Annotated in this window: 15 protein-coding genes; 5 read left to right on the top strand and 10 right to left on the bottom strand. The window is 58.7% G+C overall.

The features are described 5' to 3' along the window. The first annotated feature begins 72 nt into the window (after positions 1-72). Both GOV38_RS11260 and GOV38_RS11255 read left to right on the top strand, forming a co-directional pair. Positions 73-1,080: an ABC transporter permease gene (locus GOV38_RS11260; protein WP_171096899.1), complete on the top strand. Its 1,008-nt coding sequence runs from the start codon at positions 73-75 to the stop codon at positions 1,078-1,080. Then, positions 1,073-2,053 carry an ABC transporter permease gene (locus GOV38_RS11255; protein WP_171128097.1) on the top strand — a complete coding sequence of 327 codons (981 nt, stop codon included), beginning with the start codon at positions 1,073-1,075 and terminating at the stop codon, positions 2,051-2,053. Before GOV38_RS11260 ends, GOV38_RS11255 begins: the two co-directional genes overlap by 8 nt. Positions 2,054-2,059: 6 nt before the next feature. Here the strand turns inward: GOV38_RS11255 and GOV38_RS11250 are convergent, their stop codons facing one another. The 6 genes from GOV38_RS11250 to GOV38_RS11225 all read right to left on the bottom strand — a co-directional run bounded on the left by GOV38_RS11250 (position 2,060) and on the right by GOV38_RS11225 (position 8,783). Continuing rightward, a complete protein-coding gene (locus GOV38_RS11250) occupies positions 2,060-3,187 on the bottom strand; it encodes an MFS transporter (protein ID WP_371808536.1) in 1,128 nt (375 codons plus the stop codon). Between the two features lie 76 nt (positions 3,188-3,263). Then, positions 3,264-4,544: a DUF3422 family protein gene (locus GOV38_RS11245; RefSeq protein WP_171209777.1), complete on the bottom strand. Its 1,281-nt coding sequence runs from the start codon at positions 4,542-4,544 to the stop codon at positions 3,264-3,266. A gap of 107 nt (positions 4,545-4,651) precedes the next feature. Beyond that, positions 4,652-5,008, bottom strand: a complete 357-nt coding sequence (locus GOV38_RS11240; protein ID WP_171096893.1) for a VOC family protein — start codon at positions 5,006-5,008, stop codon at positions 4,652-4,654. A gap of 156 nt (positions 5,009-5,164) precedes the next feature. Continuing rightward, positions 5,165-6,619: an NAD(P)(+) transhydrogenase (Re/Si-specific) subunit beta gene (locus tag GOV38_RS11235; protein ID WP_171209778.1), complete on the bottom strand. Its 1,455-nt coding sequence runs from the start codon at positions 6,617-6,619 to the stop codon at positions 5,165-5,167. A gap of 13 nt (positions 6,620-6,632) precedes the next feature. Next, positions 6,633-8,204, bottom strand: a complete 1,572-nt coding sequence (locus tag GOV38_RS11230) for a Re/Si-specific NAD(P)(+) transhydrogenase subunit alpha (protein WP_171209779.1) — start codon at positions 8,202-8,204, stop codon at positions 6,633-6,635. A gap of 129 nt (positions 8,205-8,333) precedes the next feature. Beyond that, positions 8,334-8,783 (bottom strand): isoprenylcysteine carboxylmethyltransferase family protein, encoded by a 450-nt coding sequence (locus GOV38_RS11225; protein WP_171096887.1) that lies wholly within the window; start codon positions 8,781-8,783, stop codon positions 8,334-8,336. A 192-nt stretch (positions 8,784-8,975) separates the two neighbouring features. Here GOV38_RS11225 and kynU point away from each other — a divergent pair, with 192 nt between their 5' ends. Further along, positions 8,976-10,169, top strand: coding sequence for a kynureninase (kynU, locus tag GOV38_RS11220; protein WP_171209780.1), 1,194 nt, complete (start codon positions 8,976-8,978; stop codon positions 10,167-10,169). Here the strand turns inward: kynU and GOV38_RS11215 are convergent. Beyond that, positions 10,162-10,740 carry a TetR/AcrR family transcriptional regulator gene (locus GOV38_RS11215; protein ID WP_171096884.1) on the bottom strand — a complete coding sequence of 193 codons (579 nt, stop codon included), beginning with the start codon at positions 10,738-10,740 and terminating at the stop codon, positions 10,162-10,164. The genes kynU and GOV38_RS11215 overlap by 8 nt on opposite strands. 99 nt (positions 10,741-10,839) lie before the next feature. Between GOV38_RS11215 and GOV38_RS11210 the strand changes: the two genes are divergently transcribed. Both GOV38_RS11210 and GOV38_RS11205 read left to right on the top strand, forming a co-directional pair. Then, positions 10,840-11,304: a (2Fe-2S)-binding protein gene (locus tag GOV38_RS11210; RefSeq protein ID WP_171096882.1), complete on the top strand. Its 465-nt coding sequence runs from the start codon at positions 10,840-10,842 to the stop codon at positions 11,302-11,304. A gap of 3 nt (positions 11,305-11,307) precedes the next feature. Continuing rightward, positions 11,308-13,548, top strand: coding sequence for a xanthine dehydrogenase family protein molybdopterin-binding subunit (locus tag GOV38_RS11205; RefSeq protein WP_171209781.1), 2,241 nt, complete (start codon positions 11,308-11,310; stop codon positions 13,546-13,548). A 43-nt stretch (positions 13,549-13,591) separates the two neighbouring features. Here GOV38_RS11205 and GOV38_RS11200 read toward each other — a convergent pair whose 3' ends face one another. From GOV38_RS11200 to GOV38_RS11190, 3 genes are all read right to left on the bottom strand, one after another. Beyond that, positions 13,592-14,371 (bottom strand): gamma-glutamyl-gamma-aminobutyrate hydrolase family protein, encoded by a 780-nt coding sequence (locus GOV38_RS11200; RefSeq protein ID WP_171096871.1) that lies wholly within the window; start codon positions 14,369-14,371, stop codon positions 13,592-13,594. A 267-nt stretch (positions 14,372-14,638) separates the two neighbouring features. After that, positions 14,639-15,064, bottom strand: a complete 426-nt coding sequence (locus GOV38_RS11195) for a heme-binding protein (protein ID WP_171209782.1) — start codon at positions 15,062-15,064, stop codon at positions 14,639-14,641. An 84-nt stretch (positions 15,065-15,148) separates the two neighbouring features. After that, positions 15,149-17,284, bottom strand: a complete 2,136-nt coding sequence (locus GOV38_RS11190) for a malate synthase G (RefSeq protein WP_171209783.1) — start codon at positions 17,282-17,284, stop codon at positions 15,149-15,151. Positions 17,285-17,377: the final 93 nt, after the last annotated feature.

The following is a 17,377-nucleotide window of genomic DNA, read 5'->3' as shown; positions in this document are numbered from 1 at the left end:
CCCCGACATTGATCGGGGCGCGGTCGTTTGCATCACCCCTACAAGAAGACGCATCAACAAAGGCGCCTTTGAATGCTCAACTTTACTGTTAGACGACTGGTGCTGGCGGTACCCACGCTACTCTTCATCAGCCTCGTCATTTTCCTGCTGCTCGAGCTCGCCCCCGGCGACCCGATGGCGCAGGTTCCGCTTACTGTTCCGCCCGAAGTCAAAGAAAAAATGCGCGAAGCGCTGGGTCTTGGCCAGCCGATGCATATCCGGTTCTGGAAATGGATCGTGCAGTTTTTCTGGATCGAACCGCAGGTTCTGATCGACCACATGTTTGGCACCACCTTTTCCGAAGGTGACCTGCGTGTGATTTCGTGGCAGACCCGCTCGCCCGTTATGGACATCGTCGTTCAGCGTATCCCGCAGACCCTGTGGGTTGTTGGCACCGCCTATGTGGTCGCCATCCTGATCGCTTTGCCCATCGGTATCTATTCCGCGTACCGCCAGTACTCGTGGTTCGACCAGATGGGCACATTCGTGTCGATGGTCGGTTTCTCGGTTCCGCCCTTCTTCTCGGGCGTGTTGGTGATCGTGATCTTTTCGGTCCAACTGGGCTGGTTCCCATCGATCTATGACACCACCCATGTGGTGAACAGCTGGGACAGCTTTGTCGTGCAACTGAAGCAAATGATCATGCCCGTCATGGTTCTGGCCCTTCAGATCACCGCGCAGCTCAGCCGGTTCATGCGCGCCTCGATGCTGGACAACCTCAATCAGGATTACGTCCGCACCGCGCGCGCCAAGGGCCTGAGCGAATACACCGTGGTCATGGTGCATGTTCTGCGCAACTCGATGATCCCCGTGGTCACGGTGATCGCGCTGGGTATTCCCGCTATCTTTGGCGGTGCCATCATCACCGAACAGGTGTTTAAGGTGAACGGCATCGGCCAGCTTCTGATCGGGGCCATTCAGGCCAACGACCTGCCGATGGTGCAAACTCTGACCTTTATCTTTGCCGTACTGATCGTGTTGTTCAACCTGATCGCGGACGTGCTTTACGGCATTCTGGACCCGAGGATTCGCTATGACTGATATCGACAAATCAGACACGCTGATCCCTGACGAAGGCCTGGCCCCGGTTTCAACCGCCGTTCCCGGCGCCGGGGTTGCCGAAGAACTGACCACCCCACCCCGTAGCCAGTGGCGCGACGTCTGGGACCAGTTCAAGACACACAAAGGTGCGATGATCGGGGCGATCCTGTTCATTTTCATCGTCGCTGGTGTCTATCTGGGCCCCTATCTGTGGAGCATCGATCCAACACAGATCGACATCCGCTCGCGCAATCAGGGCCCAAGCTGGGCGCATCCGTTCGGCACCGATCAGCTGGGCCGGGATATTCTGGCGCGGATGATGTCGGGCGGTCAGACCTCGGTCTCGGTCGGGATTACCGCGATGCTTCTGGCGCTGTTCCTGGGTTCTTTGATCGGTGTTCTGGCCGGGTTCTTCAAGCGTCTGGACGGACCGCTGATGCGCCTGACAGACCTGTTTCTGGCCCTGCCCCTGCTGCCATTGCTGCTGGTCATGATGCTGTTGTTCCGCGAGCCATTGTCGGCGGCCTTCGGGCTGGAGCGCGGGATCTTCATCCTGATCGTCTGCGCCATTGGCATCACCTCATGGATGCCCACGGCCCGGATCGTACGCGGCGATGTGCTGGCCATCAAGGAACGCGAGTTCGTGCTGGCCGCGCGGTCCATTGGCACCAGCAACAGCCAGATCATCACGCGGCATATCCTGCCCAACGTGCTGTCTCCGATCATGGTGTCGGCCACGCTGGGCATTGCAACGGCAATTATCACAGAAAGCGCGCTGTCTTTCCTGGGGCTGGGCTTTCCGCCCGATTTCCCAACCTGGGGGCGGTTGCTGTTTGACGGTGTGGACTATCTTCAGCAATACCCCGAACGCGTATTCTGGCCGGGCCTTGCCATCTCGCTGACAGTGCTCAGCGTGAACTATCTGGGCGACGGTCTGCGTGACGCACTGGATCCCCGCATTCGCGGTCGCTAAACAAGATCAGTCGGCGCGTTTCAGCGCGCCGGCCACCAGAATTGACAGGATCGCCAGCGGCAACAGCACCGCAAAGGCCAGCCGCAACGTCAGAAGATCTGCCAGAAACCCGATCAGAGGCGGTCCGATCAAGAACCCACCATAACCCAATGTCGCAACGCTCGCGATCGCGCGTCCCGGCGGGACCTTCGGGTCATTCGCTGCGCGCGTAAAAGCTATTGGCACCAGAAGCGCATAGCCCACACCCATCATGGCAAATCCAAACAGGACAAGCCCCAAAACCTGACCGGTCACCACGCACAGCACACCTATTGCCGCGCAGACACCGCTGAGCCGTGCCGCCAGCACAGGTCCCAGTTGCGCTATGACAAAGCCGCCCGACAACCTGCACAAAACCATAGTGATCGAGAAGGTGGTGAACCCCAAGGTCGCGATGTTCTCTGCCGCGCCCAGCTCGTCGCGCAAATAGATCGCGCTCCAATCCGTGATGGCCCCTTCGCCCAAAGTGCCGCACAAAGCAGCCAAACCAACCAGGATCAGTATGCCCGATGGCAGCGCAAAAGCAGGCGCATCGGAAGACGCTGAGCGTTTCGACACCCAAGGGAGATGCGACATGGCCAGGGTCAAAACCGCAACCGCAAGACCCGCCCAGAGAAAGTGATCAAAGACCGAAACACCATAGCCGATGGCGAAGAACCCACTCGCCGCCCCAAGCCCGGCTCCAAAGCTCCACATGGCGTGAAACGAGGGCATCAAGGGTTTGTCATAGACCTGCTCAACCTCGGCCGCCCAGGCATTCATCGCCACGTCCATCGACCCGTGAAAAACACCAAAAATGAACAGAAACGCCGCCAGCGATGCGAAATCCCCCGCCAACGCCAGCAGAACAAGCGAGGCCGGATACAAAACGGAAATGATACGCGTCACGCGAAACGCACCAAACCGATCCGTCAATCGTCCGGTGACCGGAAATGAGCAGACCGCTCCTACAGCCACAAACAACAACCCCAGCCCAAGATCTTCATGGCTCAGATCCAGCGCATCGCGTACCGCCGGGATCCGAGACGCCCAGATGCCCAACAAAGCTCCGTTCAAGACAAAGGCTGCCGTCACAGCACGCCAAGCGGAATACACGCTGATCAAGGAAAACCTCTTGTCAGAAACCAGCAAGGCAACGTCAGACACCAAAACGGCAAAGCGCCAATAAGGGTCACTCCAGCCTTTTACGCACCGTCCTTACGCTGAACCATACTGCCAATACAACGGGAATCGTCACTGCTGCCGTCAGCGCTCCTTTGCTCAGACCCATCTGTGTCAGCGGGTACAAAAGATAGCTGACCAGCGACACCGCGTAATAGCTGATGGCAACCACCGAAAGCCCTTCGACAGTATGCTGCAATCGCAGGGCAAGATCGGCGCGGCGATCCATGCTTTCCAGCAAGGCCTGGTTCTGCGCACTGCGTTCCACATCCACACGAGTCCGCAGCAATTCACCGGCGCGAATAGCCCTGTCCGACAGCGCCTTGAGTCGCCGTTCCGTGGATTTCACCGTCCGCATCGCGGGATCATAACGACGCATCATGAAATCAGAAAAGGTCTGTCTGCCATTGAACCGCTGTTCGCGCAGAACGGCGATCCGCTGGGTCACCAACGCCTCATACGCACCGGTCGCGCCGAACCGAAAGGAACACCGGGCCGCTATCGTCTCAAGCTCGGTCGAGGTGCTCAGCAACTGAGGCAACAACTTGTCAGGCGGCGCGGTATCATCTGTCATTTCCACCATCAACTCGGTCAGCTTGCCATCCAACTCTCCGATACGGGGGGACAATTGTTTGACGCGGGCAAAACCCAGCATCGACATCGCTTTATAGGTTTCGATCTCGCACATGCGCTGGATAATGCGTCCGATGCGGCGCTCGCCCGTTCCTTCGCCAACAAACACGGCAAAGCGCATATGCCCCGATGGATCGATCCGGAAGTCACTGCCACAAATGGCCGAGTCATCCAGAACCCGCGAGGCCGCCAGGCTTTCCGGTTCGAACCAATCGTTCAATGCACCTTTGATCGCATCTTCGTTCTCGGGTCGCGGAACGACACGCATCAGGATCGACGTGATCCGCTGCCCGGTGCTGGACATCAACCAATCTTCTGGAAAAACCTCGAAATCCGCCGGATCAAAGGCCCGCTCGCTGACATTCTGGGCGATCGCGGTATATGTGACAAACTCCGTATGTTGCTCCCATTTCAACCAATGGCGGCCAATTTGACCAGCGAAATGCGTCGCGCCCGGCTGCGGATGCGGAGCTCCGTGGCGGTCCAACAAATCGGTCAGATGGGCGATGTCTTGCCCCTTGTCTCGCCCAACCGCGGCTTCTGGGTTCTTGATGGCAAGAAAGATCACCGTGCACGGCGCGTTTGCCACCGGAAATGGCCGCGCGTGCAACTCATTGGCGACAGCATAGCGCAAAGGGTGGTCGTCTATCGGGGTCATTGCGGGCTCCACTTCGGTGCACGCACTATACGCCAGACGCGGATTTGATCAATTATCTTTTTATTTCATATAGTTACGAGAATACTACGGTATACATCCCCACTATCTCATTGATTTGGCTCCCAGAGCTCGATCGGATTGCCCTCTGGGTCATGAATGCGCGCAAATTTTCCGACCTCACTGTCCCAGTCCGGGTTGGTCTCGACCACGATTCCCGCCGCTTCAAGCTGCGCAGTCAAAGCCGCCAGATCATCGACACGGAAATTGATCATCCATTGCTGTTCGGCGCGACCAAAATAGTCGGTGTCCTCAGCAAAGGGTGCAAACACCGTATAGCCTTCGCTCTGTTTCCAGGGCATCGGGTCAAAGTGATTGACCCCAAGATGTGTTTCATACCAGGCGCTCAGCGCTTGCGGATCACGTGCCCGAAAGAACACCCCGCCGATACCGTTCACTTTCTCCAAGACAGATCTCCCGCAGCTTCGATTTTTGATCAGTATACCATGCCCCCGGCTTCTTCTGTTCAAAAATACCTTGAAGGTCAGAAGGCATAGCTTCCTGCAAACCAAAATAGAAAAGGGCGCCCGCAGGCGCCCTTTGCAATTTGCTCAATCCAAAGTTCAGTCGATCATGGGCAACAGCTTGTCCAGGCTCGCCTTGGCATCGCCATAGAACATGCGCGTGTTTTCCTTGAAGAACAGTGGATTTTCGATGCCCGAATAGCCAGTACCCTGACCACGTTTCGAAACAAATACCTGCTTGGCCTTCCAGCACTCCAATACCGGCATCCCGGCGATGGGGCTGTTGGGATCTTCCTGCGCCGCAGGGTTCACGATGTCATTCGAGCCGATGACGATGGCCACATCTGTGTCGGGGAAGTCCTCGTTGATCTCGTCCATTTCCAGAACGATGTCGTAAGGCACCTTTGCCTCGGCCAGCAGAACGTTCATATGGCCCGGCAAGCGTCCCGCAACCGGGTGGATCGCAAAGCGGACGTTCTTGCCCTTGGCGCGCAGCTTGCGGACCAGTTCAGACACTGATTGCTGCGCCTGCGCCACCGCCATCCCGTATCCGGGGATGATGATAACACTGTCCGCGTCGTTCAGCGCGGCTGCAACGCCATCCGCCTCGATGGCAACCTGCTCGCCCTCGACCTCCATCTGCGGGCCCGAGGTGCCGCCAAAGCCGCCCAGGATCACGCTGACGAAATGGCGGTTCATTGCCTTGCACATGATGTAAGACAGGATCGCACCGCTTGAGCCCACCAGCGCGCCGACCACGATCAACAGGTCATTACCCAGCGAGAAGCCGATCGCAGCTGCGGCCCAGCCCGAATAACTGTTCAGCATCGATACAACGACCGGCATGTCAGCACCGCCGATGCCCATGATCAGGTGATAGCCGATGAAAAGCGCCGCCAGCGTCATCAGGAACAGAGGAAAGAATCCACCCGAACTGGTGTACCAGATCAGAAAGATGAACGAGAGGCCAGCAGCCGCCGCGTTCAGCGCATGGCCACCGGGCAGCTTGGTCGCCGCCGAGGTCACCTTGCCCGCAAGCTTGCCATAGGCCACGACCGAACCGGTAAAGGTGATCGCCCCGATGAAGATGCCCAGGAACAGTTCCACATGCAGGATTGCCAGTTCCGCCGCCGTCTTCTTGGCAATAAGCTTGGCAAAGGCGCCCAAATCGGACAGGTCCGCCTGACTGGCACTATCGGCAATCGCCAAGACCTGCGCGACATTACCGATCTCAAAATGCGCGTTGAAGCCCACGAAAACTGCCGCCAGACCAACCAGCGAGTGCATCGCGGCCACCAGTTGCGGCATCTCGGTCATCTGCACACGCTGCGCCACATATTGACCGATCAGGCCACCGCCAATGATCAACAGCAGCGACAACAGCCACAGGCCCGAGCCAGGGCCAACCAGCGTCGCAAAGACCGCCAGCGCCATACCGACGATGCCGTACCAGACCGCGCGCTTGGCGCTTTCCTGGTTCGACAGACCGCCGAGGGAAAGGATGAACAGAACAGCCGCAACAACATACGCGGCAGTGGTGAAGCCAAATTCCATGTGCCCGGCCTCCTTAAGATTTCTGGAACATGGCAAGCATGCGCCGGGTTACGAGGAAGCCACCGAAGATGTTGATCCCGGCCATGAAGACGGACAGCGCCGCCAGCAGAATAACCAGGAACGACCCTGACCCGATCTGCATCAAGGCCCCGACGATGATGATCGACGAGATCGCATTGGTGATCGCCATCAACGGTGTGTGCAAGCTGTGCGAGACGTTCCAGATCACCTGGAAGCCCACAAAGATCGCAAGCACAAAGACGATGAAATGCTGCATGAAACTGGCCGGAGCAACCAGCCCCACCAGCAGCATCAGCGTACCGCCCACACCCAGCAGCGTGAATTGCTGTTTGGTCTGCGCCTTGAAGGCTGCAATCTCTTGCGCCTTTTTCTCTTCCGGGGTCAGCTCCTTGACCTCGGGCTTTTTCTGCGCCGCAATCGCTTGCACCTTGGGCGGCGGTGGCGGGAAAGTGATGTCACCTTCAAAGGTCACGGTTGCACCGCGGATCACGTCATCTTCCATGTCATGATTGATCTGACCGTCCTTTTCAGGGGTCAGGTCAGTCATCATGTGACGAATGTTAGTGGCATAGAGCGACGAAGACTGCGCTGCCATCCGGCTGGGGAAATCGGTATAACCGATAATGGTCACGCCATTATCCGTCACGATCTTCTCATCCGCCACCGTCAGCTTGCAGTTGCCGCCCTTTTCCGCTGCGAGGTCAACAATGACCGAGCCCGGCTTCATAGCCTCAACCATATCCTTGGTCCACAGCTCTGGCGCTTCGCGGTTTGGGATCAACGCGGTGGTGATGACGATGTCCATTTCCGGGGCAAGCTCACGGAATTTGGCCAACTGTGCTTCGCGGAATTCTTCCGACTGCACGCTGGCATAACCACCTGTGGCCGCACCGTCCTGCTGTTCTTCCTCGAAATCCAGATAGACAAACTCGGCCCCCATGGATTCGACCTGCTCAGCCACTTCGGGGCGCACGTCGAAGGCATAGGTGATCGCGCCCAGCGAGGTCGAAGTACCGATGGCCGCCAAACCGGCGACACCGGCACCCACGATCAGCACCTTTGCAGGCGGCACCTTACCGGCTGCGGTCACCTGCCCTGTGAAGAACCGGCCAAAATTGTTGCCCGCTTCAATCACCGCGCGGTAGCCAGCGATATTGGCCATCGAGGACAGCGCGTCCATCTTCTGCGCACGACTGATGCGTGGCACCATCTCCATCGCGATGACGTTGGCGCCTTTGGATTTGGCGGCCTCCATCCCTTCTTCATTCCCGGCAGGATTGAAGAAGGAAATCAGGGTCTTGCCTTTGGTCAGGCGTTTCAGCTCGGTCTCATTCGGCTGGCGCACCTTGGCCACGATATCGGCCGCTTTCCACAGCGAGGCCGCGGTTTTCATCACCTCGACACCGGCTTCTTTATAGGCTGCGTCCGAAAACCCCGCCGCAGCACCAGCGCCTTTTTCGATCAGGCATTGATAGCCCAGCTTTTGCAACTGACGAGCCGAGTCCGGGGTCATCGCCACCCGGTTCTCACCGTCAAATACTTCTTTTGGTGTTCCTATCTTCAACGGTGTTCCCCCTAATTTTCGAACTGTTCGCGCGATTGGCAGGTATTCTTCGTCAACGCTTGGTCTAACTCGCGAAAGATTATTTCGCAAGCGCAGCATCCATTCCGTTGTGTCACATTCATCACAGGCTTAGATCCAGCGTCGGGTTTGGCGTTCATACCGGGCAAAATCGGCTCGGAACTTGCGACGCAACCGGTCTTCTTCGGGCAAGATGAAACGGCGTTCCAGCACCCAGACAAAGATCGGAACCAGAACCAGAGACAGCACAGCGTCAAAGCGCAAGATCAGACCGGTCAGGATCAGCACATCCCCCAGATAGATCGGATTGCGACTGCGTTTATAGATCCCGGCCTGCACCATGGCGCTGGGTGTTTCATGAGGCAAAACCGTTGTTCGGTGGCGCCGGAACTCGACCACAGCCAAAATGGCAATCACGATCCCGGCTCCGATCAATAGGCCACTGAGCAAATCGGTCACCGCACCCTCAAGCGACAATCCCAACGACAGGTTGCGCGCCTGCAGCCATGCCAGCGCTGCAAACGCGATCAGCCAAACGGGTGGAATGTCGATTCGACGCAAGTGTATTCCCTAGGGTAAAGTGTCGCTTTTGACCGTTGTCCTACCGCTTTCCGTCCCCGAAGGCAAAAGCTCAGGTTGACGCAGATCAGGGATTTGGCAACAGGCAGCCGCTGAGCCTTGCGTTTCAGCACGATAGACAGTTGCACCACTATCAGATACGCCGAATGCACCACCCAACTCGCAAGGGCTCAAATGACCGATTTTGCAGCGACCAAATCCAAATTCCATCTGCCGGAAGGTATCATCTATCTCGACGGCAATTCCCTTGGCCCCCTGCCCAAAGCCGCCTCGGCGCGCGTCACCGAAATGGTTGAAGACGAGTGGGGTGAGATGCTGATCACCGGTTGGAACAAAGCCGGGTGGATGGCTTTGCCCCTGGCACTGGGCGACCGGATTGGCCGGCTGATCGGAGCAGAGCCGGGCAGCGTCGTTGTCGGCGACACCTTGTCGATCAAAGTCTATCAGGCCGTCGCGTCAGCGCTGGAACTCGTTCCACAGCGCCGGGTGATCCTGTCAGACAACGGCAATTTCCCGTCTGACCTCTATATGGCCGAAGGATTGCTGCGCTCGCTAGGGCCTGAATACGAGCTGCGGGTTGTCGAACCCGAAGACGTGGCCGCGCAGATGACCGAGGACGTGGCGGTTCTGATGTTGACCGAGGTGGATTACCGCACAGGACGCAGGCACGACATGAAGGCTCTGACCGAATTGGCCCATGCAAATGGTGTGATGACGGTTTGGGATCTGGCGCATTCAGTCGGAGCCATCGAAGTGGATCTGGCCGGGTGCAAGGTCGATTTTGCCGTCGGGTGCACATATAAGTATCTCAATGGCGGCCCCGGTGCTCCGGCCTTCATCTATGTGGCACCGCGCCTGTCAGACAAGGTGCGCCCCGCCCTGTCGGGCTGGCTGGGCCATGCCTCGCCCTTTGCCTTCGATCTGGACTATCGACCGGGCGCGGGGATTGAACGGATGCGCGTGGGCACACCGCCGATCATCCAGATGTCTGCGCTCTCCGCCGCCATGGATATATGGGATATGGCCGACATGGCCCAGGTTCGGGCGAAGTCAATCGAACTGACTGAGCTGTTTATCACGCAGGTCGAAGCAACCTGCCCGGGCCTGACCCTGGCCAGCCCCCGCGATCCGGCCTTGCGCGGCAGTCAGGTTTCGTTCCGGTTTGACGAAGGGTACGCCGCCATGCAGGCGCTGATCGCGCGAGGGGTGATCGGAGATTTCCGCGCACCGGACGTGATGCGCTTTGGTTTCACACCGCTTTACATCGACGAAACAGACGTCGAACGCGCTGTGGATATTCTGGCTGATATCATCGGTAACAGATTATGGGACCGCCCTGAATACAAGATACGTCAGCGCGTTACCTGACCTCAAGCGCTGCACCAAACAGCGCCGCCAGCTGGGCGACCCTCTGTTCGAACTCATCCGCACCAGAGGCCGTCATTTTGATACCTTTCAGCGCGGCGGTCATCGTCTTTGCAGTCTCATAGGCCTCTGTGGTCAGATTGACCCGGCCCGCAGCGGCCTCGCGCTGCAACCAGTTGGCATAGAGGCGGGTCAACTCGGCCTCGCCCGTTTCGACGATATCAGTTGCCATGGACTTAGTGGCATCCAACATCTCAAGCCCGTGGGGTGAGGCCAGGATCGCCGCCATCCCGTCCGATTGTGCATTGATCGCGGCGGCCAAAACGTCAGGAATTGTCCCCTCTTGCGCCAAGGCCTGCCCGACTTCGGTGATCTTCTCGCCGTAGTAGAACTCGGTCAGATGGCGGACGATCGCCTCTTTGTTCTTGAAATGCAGATAGACCGCTGGGCGCGACATCCCCGCCCCCTTGGCGATGTCATCCATCGAGGTTTTTCGAAACCCGTAAGAGGCAAAGGCCTGAAACGCCGAATTCAGGATTGCCGCAAGCTTCGGATCGTCAATCGTTTTTTCCATAACAAACCCTTTGACAGTTTTTGTTTATTTTGTCAATTGACGCCCTGACACTTTTCGACAATTATGTCAGAAACCAATTCCAACCGAAAGAGGTGCGCCATGGCGACCGCTCTGAAGATCAACGGAAAGACCCATCAGGTAGATCTGCCTGATGACGTTCCCCTTTTGTGGGTACTGCGCGATGAGGTCGGCCTGACCGGCACCAAATTCGGCTGCGGTGTGGCCTCATGCGGCGCTTGCACCGTTCACATCGACGGCGAGGCCGTACGATCCTGTCAGGTGGCCCTGTCGGATGTCTGGGGGGACGTGACCACGATCGAAGGCTTGGGCACACCCGACGCGATGGCCGCGATCCAGCAAGCCTGGGTAGACAATCAGGTGGCGCAATGTGGCTATTGCCAGTCCGGTCAGATCATGCAGGCCGCCGCCTTGCTGGCCGAGAACCCGGTGCCGACAGACACCGACATTGACGACGCGATGCAGGGCAACCTGTGTCGCTGTGGGACATACCCCCGGATCCGAGCGGCCATCCATGATGCCGCCGCTAAGCTGAAGGAGGCCTGATCCATGGCAAGCATAGGAAAAATCCTGCGCCGCACCTTCCTGATCGGATCTGCCGCTGTTGTGGGTGGTGTCGCCTTTGGGGCCTATTACGTCACCCGCCCTGCGGCCAACCCGCTGAAACCCCAAGACGGTGAAACTGCGCTCAGCCCCTTTGTGATGATCGACCAAGAGGGGATTACCCTGTTCGCCCCACGCGCGGAAATGGGCCAGGGCGTGATGACAACATGGGCCGCTTTGATCGCCGAAGAGCTGGACGTTGAGCTGGACGACATTCGCGTGCTGCACGGGCCCGCTGCGGCGGCCTATTACAACTCGGCCCTTGTGGGTGAGGGCCTACCGAACAAAGGCTATGACGTCACCGACTTCCAGCACAATCTGGGCGAAGCCCTGGGCGTTCTGGGCCGAACGCTCAGCCTGCAGATCACCGGTGGATCAACCTCGATGAAAGACGGTTTCGAACGGATGCGTCTGGCCGGAGCGTCAGCGCGCGAGACGCTGAAACAGGCGGCAGCCGACCAATTGGGCGTGGATCGCGAGCAGTTGAAAACGGCAAAAGGCGGAGTCATCGCACCCGATGGCACACAGATCCCTTATACCGAACTTGCCGCCGCCGCAGGCCAGATCGAAGCGATTGAAGCCCCTCTGCGCGACCCGTCTAAGTGGCGGCTACTGGGACAGTCGCAGCCGCGTCTGGATATGGCAGGCAAGTCCACTGGGACAGCCGAGTTTGGCATCGATGTCCGGCCCGAAGGTCTGAAATTCGCCAGCGTGCGGATGAACCCAAAACTGGGTGGCGACATGAAAGGGTTTGACGCCAGTGCCGCCGAAGCCATGCCCGGCGTGGAAAAGATCGTTGATCTGGGGACCGGAGTTGCGGTGATTGCATCCAACACCTGGCTAGCCATTCAGGCGGTCGAGGCTATCGACGTGGATTGGGGCGATGCTCCATACCCGCCTGAAACCGAGGGCATTTTCGCCGAAATCGCCAAGGCGCTCGACACCGAGCCGAACTCGACCATGCGCGATGATGGCGATGTGTCGGTGCTGCCCGAAGGCGCGACCGAGATCACGGCAGAATACACTGTACCCTATCTGGCCCATGCCACTATGGAGCCGATGAACGCCACCGCGCTGTTCACCGGCAGCAAGCTGGATCTGTGGTGCGGCAATCAGGCCCCGACCCTGATCCAGATGCGCGTGGCGAATGTGGCCAATCTGGACACTGAGGCGGTCGAGATTCACACCACCTATCTGGGTGGTGGATTTGGCCGCCGGGGCGAGCTGGACTTTGGTGAGATCGCCACCAAGGTCGCGATGGCTATGCCGGGCGTACCGGTCCAGACCACATGGAGCCGCGAAGAAGACATGCGCCATGATTTCTATCGCCCTGGCGCGATGGCCCGGATGCGCGGCGCTGTCAAAGACGGTCAGGCGGTGCTGATCGACGGCAAGGTGGCCGCACAATCCAGCACACAGCAAGCGATGGAACGCTATACCGGTTTTCCCGGCGGCGGCCCCGACAAGGTTCTCGTCGAAGGGTTCTTCAATCAGCCTTACGCAATACCGAACTACCGGATGAGCGGCCATATCGCACCTCTAGACATTCCTGTGGGGTTCTGGCGATCTGTCGGCAACAGCCATAACGGCTTCTTCCACGAGACCTTCATGGACGAAATGGCCCATGCCGCAGGTCAGGATCCGTTGGAATTCCGTCTGGCTCTGGCCAAGTCGGAACACGCGCCTTCGGCCGGATGTCTGGCTGCGGTCAAAGAGATGTCTGGCTGGACCGGGCAAACACCCGATGGCGTAGGGCGCGGCGTGGCTCTGACCTACAGCTTTGGCACTCCGGTCGCGCAGGTGATCGAGGTGGTCGACGAAGACGGCAGCATCCGCATCAGCAAGGCCTGGATTGCCTGCGATATGGGTCTGGCACTGGATCCGGCGACGGTCGAGGCACAGATGATCGGGGGCATGATCTATGGCCTTTCCGCCGCGGTTCAGGGCGAGATCACCTTTGCCGATGGCGAGGTCGAGCAATACAACTTCCCCGACTATGACGGGTTGCGGATGCATAACACTCCGCTCACCGAGGTACGCATCCTTGAGACCAACAAACATATGGGTGGCGCCGGAGAGCCCGGCACACCGCCCTCAATGCCCGCGCTTGGCAATGCGCTTTTTGACCTGACCGGCGAGCGCGCACGCACGCTGCCGCTGAACCGGCAGTTCGATCTGCTGATCTGATCTGAAATGCGGGGCCGGCCCTTGGGGCCGATCCCCTTCGACGCTAGGCCATGCGTTGCAGCGGTGTGGACCGCTTGCATCCGGCCCAAGACCGAGCGGCCTCTCCAAAGGCCTGAAACAAAGGCCGCGACACCGGATCGTTGGCCGCATCCCATTCCGGGTGCCACTGGACCGACAGGGTAAAGCCGGGCGCGCCATCAACGTAAATCGCTTCGGGTGTACCGTCCGGCGCGTGGCCGTCGATGACGACATTCTGCCCGACGCTCTTGATGCCCTGCCCGTGCAGCGTGTTGGTCATCACCTCTTGCGCCCCGAACAGCCGGTGGAACACGCCTCCTTCGCTGAGCGTCACCACATGGCGCAGCGCAAATTTCTCTTCCAGCGTCCCATCCGGCGGCATCCGGTGGTTCTGACGCCCGGGCAGATCACGGATCTCGGGATAGAGCGTGCCGCCCATGGCCACGTTGACCTCTTGAAACCCGCGGCAAATGCCCAGAAACGGCTGACCGCGCTCTACGCAAGCCCGGACCAGAGGCAACGTGATCGCATCCCGTGCGCGGTCAAACTCGCCATGCGCCTCGGTTGCAGACTCGCCATATTCCTCGGGATGCACATTTGGGCGGCCACCGGTCAGCAGAAACCCGTCACAGACCTCAAGCAGTTCTGCGACAGAGACAAACCGCGGGTCCGACGGGATCAGCAATGGGATACAGTCCGAAACATTCGCCACAGCATCAGAATTCATCGTGCCGCCTGTATGGGTCGGGTATTCATCGTTCAGCAGATACGAGTTTCCGATAATTCCGACAACCGGACGCGCCATTCAGTTTTCTCCATGCTCCAAGACGGCTTGTGCCTTAATGCCAAATCCGTTGCAGGTTTCAAAGTGCATGGGCGCAGCTTCGTCTGTGAATTTCTCAACAACCGCATCAAAGCGACAAATATGCGCTTCAAATGCGTGTATTTTTGTCACGAAGACCAACAATTGAACCAGGCAAGATGTCGACCACGGAATCTCAGTTAAAATCACGCAAGCGTTTCGTGGTTCGACACGCACTGCGCCGCCCCGAGCTGTTTCTGGCGGGGTCGCTTAGATCTCGCCGATCAGGCCAGCCGTTTCGATCCCGGCCATCGCCGCCACTGCGTCATTGTCCGAGGTATCGCCGGTCACGCCAACCGCGCCGATGACAGCCCCCTTGCGATCCCGCAGCAAGACGCCACCTGGCACCGGCACCACCTGACCACCGTAAACGCCGTTCACAGCCGCCATGAAATAGGCCTGCGCCTCGGCCCGCTGCATCTGCGCGGTGCCCGCCATGCCCAGCATGACCGACCCATAGGCCTTGCCCTGCGCAATCGCGAACCGTCCGGGTGCCGCGCCATCTTCGCGCTCGAACGCGATGACATGACCACCGGCATCCAGAACCACAACCGAAAGCGGCTTTAGTTCCAGTTCACGCCCTTTTTCCAGAGCCTTGCGAATAATCGTACGCGCCTTGCGCAAGGAAACTGCCATGCCTGATCCCTTTCATTTGACCAAATAGTATACTCGAACGAACACGAGGAGGCAGACAGACTCCTCGTTCCCTATACTTTTCTCTCAGCCCAGGCTGGCCTTGAGCTCTAACCGACGGGCATGCAAAACCGGCTCGGTATAGCCCGAAGGCTGGACACGCCCTTTGAACACCAAATCGCAAGCGGCTTGAAAGGCGATCCCGTCGAACCCAGGCGCCATCGGCTGATAAGACGGATCACCTGCATTCTGACGGTCCACCACAGCGGCCATCTTCTGCATCGCAGCCATAACCTGCTCTTGGCTGATCACCTCGTTGTGCAGCCAATTGGCCAAGGCCTGACTGGAAATTCGGCACGTCGCGCGGTCTTCCATCAAGCCGATATCATTGATGTCGGGAACCTTGGAACAGCCCACGCCCTGATCAACCCAACGCACCACATAGCCCAGAATGCCTTGCGCATTGTTTTCGATCTCACGCGTGATCTCGTCATCGCTCAGGTTGCGCCCGCCCAACAACGGGATGGTCAGCAGATCCTCAAGCGTGCCGCGCGCGCCACCTGCCGCGATCTCGTCCTGTCGGGCCAGTACATCGACCTTGTGATAATGCGTGGCATGCAAGGTTGCGGCTGTCGGCGACGGCACCCAGGCGCAGGTCGCGCCGGACATCGGGTGACCGATCTTGGCCTCAAGCATATCGCCCATCCGGTCGGGCATCGCCCACATGCCCTTGCCGATCTGCGCCTTGCCTTTCAGCCCGCAGGCCAACCCGATATCGACGTTGCGATCCTCATACGAGGCGATCCAGGGCGTGTTCTTGATGTCACCCTTGGGCAACATCGGACCGGCTTCCATCGACGTGTGGATCTCATCCCCGGTCCGATCCAGGAAACCGGTGTTGATAAAGGCGACACGCGATTTAGCGGCCCGGATACATTCCCGAAGGTTGGCCGAGGTGCGACGTTCCTCATCCATGATGCCCAGTTTTACGGTGTTGCGCGGCAAGCCAAGGATGTCCTCGACCATGTCAAAGATCTCAACCGCAAAAGCCACCTCTTCCGGCCCGTGCATCTTGGGCTTGACGACATAGACCGAGCCTTCGACCGAGTTGCCGCCATCGCGGCTCAGGTCGTGCATCGCGATCAACGTGGTACAGAGCGCATCCAACAACCCCTCGCCAATCTCGCGCCCTTCGGCATCCAGAACGGCAGGGTTGGTCATCAAATGCCCGACATTACGTACCAGCATGAGCGACCTGCCTTTCAAACTGGCCGCTTCGCCGCTGGCGCCCGTATAGGCAACATCATCGGCCAGCTTGCGCGTAAAAGTTTTGCCACCCTTGCTGACTTCCTCTGTCAAATCGCCCTTCATCAGGCCCAACCAATTACCATAGGCCACGACCTTGTCGGCCGCGTCCACGCAGGCCACCGAGTCTTCGCAATCCATGATCGTGGAGAGCGCAGATTCCAACCGCACATCCGAAATGCCAGCCGGGTCGCTTGCCCCGATTGTGCTGGAGGCATCAACCATGATCTGAATGTGCAGCCCGTTATTCTTGAGCAGAATAAACTCGGGGGCTTCTGCGCCACCGCCAAAGCCCACAAACTGTGTCGGATCTGCCAGTGTGGGGGTCAAAGCACCATCTGCAACGCTCAGAGCGGACGCATCTGTCCAAGACCCGGACGCCAAAGGTACGGCCTCATCCAGAAACGCCTTTGCCCAGGCAATCACACGCGCACCGCGCACGGTGTCATATCCGCCGCCTGAGGGCAGATCACCCATTGCGTCGGTGCCATAAAGCGCATCGTAAAGGCTGCCCCAACGGGCATTGGCTGCGTTCAATGCAAAGCGCGCGTTGGTGATGGGCACAACCAGCTGCGGGCCCGGAGTTTTCGCGATTTCGGGATCGACATTTGCTGTTTCGATCTGAAAAGCGTCACCCTCTTCGACCAGATACCCAATCTCTCGCAGAAAACCGTGGTATTCGGCGGCGTCAATCTCCTGCCCCTTGCGTGCGGCATGCCAGCCATCAATACGGCTTTGAATATCGGACCGTTTGGCCAGTAGGTCGCGGTTCTTTGGTCCCAGCTCATTGACCAGCTGCGCAAGACCCGCCCAGAACGCCGATGCGGTGACACCCGTGCCCGGCAGCGCCTGTGTCTCGACGAAATCTACAAGCACCGGATCAATTTGCTGCCCGTTTCGGTTTACTCTGTCACTCATATCGATCCCTTTCCGACTGTGCCGAAGTTTCCTCTCGACCTCAGTTAGGGGGAAAATTTCCGATAGGCAACAAAAACGCGTAAATTTTGGTAA

Origin of the sequence: Ruegeria sp. HKCCA5839 (assembly GCF_013035585.1) — a bacterium.
GTDB lineage: Bacteria > Pseudomonadota > Alphaproteobacteria > Rhodobacterales > Rhodobacteraceae > Ruegeria.
The sequence above is the reverse complement of the archived record's forward strand: the minus strand, read 5'-3'. Positions and strand labels throughout refer to the sequence as shown.

What these genes read in the sequence shown, in the direction of transcription:
- kynU (WP_171209780.1), top strand. Translation starts at nt 8,976, where the DNA reads ATGACCGATTTTGCAGCGACCAAATCCAAATTCCATCTGCCGGAAGGT.
- GOV38_RS11195 (WP_171209782.1), bottom strand. Translation starts at nt 15,064, where the DNA reads ATGGCAGTTTCCTTGCGCAAGGCGCGTACGATTATTCGCAAGGCTCTG.
- GOV38_RS11210 (WP_171096882.1), top strand. Translation starts at nt 10,840, where the DNA reads ATGGCGACCGCTCTGAAGATCAACGGAAAGACCCATCAGGTAGATCTG.
- GOV38_RS11215 (WP_171096884.1), bottom strand. Translation starts at nt 10,740, where the DNA reads ATGGAAAAAACGATTGACGATCCGAAGCTTGCGGCAATCCTGAATTCG.
- GOV38_RS11245 (WP_171209777.1), bottom strand. Translation starts at nt 4,544, where the DNA reads ATGACCCCGATAGACGACCACCCTTTGCGCTATGCTGTCGCCAATGAG.
- GOV38_RS11255 (WP_171128097.1), top strand. Translation starts at nt 1,073, where the DNA reads ATGACTGATATCGACAAATCAGACACGCTGATCCCTGACGAAGGCCTG.
- GOV38_RS11190 (WP_171209783.1), bottom strand. Translation starts at nt 17,284, where the DNA reads ATGAGTGACAGAGTAAACCGAAACGGGCAGCAAATTGATCCGGTGCTT.
- GOV38_RS11235 (WP_171209778.1), bottom strand. Translation starts at nt 6,619, where the DNA reads ATGGAATTTGGCTTCACCACTGCCGCGTATGTTGTTGCGGCTGTTCTG.
- GOV38_RS11200 (WP_171096871.1), bottom strand. Translation starts at nt 14,371, where the DNA reads ATGGCGCGTCCGGTTGTCGGAATTATCGGAAACTCGTATCTGCTGAAC.
- GOV38_RS11205 (WP_171209781.1), top strand. Translation starts at nt 11,308, where the DNA reads ATGGCAAGCATAGGAAAAATCCTGCGCCGCACCTTCCTGATCGGATCT.
- GOV38_RS11260 (WP_171096899.1), top strand. Translation starts at nt 73, where the DNA reads ATGCTCAACTTTACTGTTAGACGACTGGTGCTGGCGGTACCCACGCTA.